We start from the raw sequence: 598 nt of genomic DNA, 5'->3' as shown, positions 1-598 counted from the left end.
GCCGACCCAACGCGCCAGTCAGGTGGGCGACTTGCTGCCCCATCGCTGGCAACCTCAAACCATTCGTTGACGACTAATGCATTGACGCGCTCATCGCGTCAATGTGTGTTCCCCAGTTGCTTACTCTTAAGTTACTAAGCAGAGCGGTCTATGCTTAGTCTTATCTGAGTCGTGCAACACGGCGATACGCTCAACCTTAGTGTTCCATTTCAGAAGTTCACACACGTATTTTTCAAGCCGCCAGCTTTTCGGCATAGCGTGAGCGCTGCGCGCCATCATTGCGTTCAGGTCGGCTCGGGTGAACTTCCACTCAAACGGATGGGCGATGCTCTCGTAGGACACTAGAAAGCGAGGTGCGTGTTGCAGGCCAAGACTCGGTACTGACTGCCTCAAGGCGCGGTGCCGGTGCGTCACCGCAGGCGCTGCAGAAGGTCCAGGGTCGGATAGCCGTCCGCCGGCAGGCCCAGGCTGTGCTGGTATCGGCGAACGCCGCGCAATGTGGCCGGACCCATCATGCCGTCGGGCGTGCCGCTGTCGAAGCCACGTGCGTTCAGCACCGTCTGCAGCGCCAGCAACTGGCTGCGCGTCAGTAGCTGCA

Annotated in this window: 1 protein-coding gene; it reads right to left on the bottom strand. The window is 59.5% G+C overall.

Annotated elements, in window-relative coordinates; all coding sequences use genetic code 11:
- Positions 1-410: 410 nt before the first annotated feature.
- On the bottom strand, positions 411-598 hold a 188-nt coding region (locus C5P05_RS00220; RefSeq protein WP_198674553.1), incomplete at its 5' end, for a peptidoglycan-binding domain-containing protein.

Origin of the sequence: Rhodoferax ferrireducens, from assembly GCF_003347515.1 — a bacterium.
In the GTDB taxonomy this organism is placed as follows: Bacteria; Pseudomonadota; Gammaproteobacteria; order Burkholderiales; family Burkholderiaceae_C; genus Rhodoferax.
The sequence above is the reverse complement of the archived record's forward strand: the minus strand, read 5'-3'. Positions and strand labels throughout refer to the sequence as shown.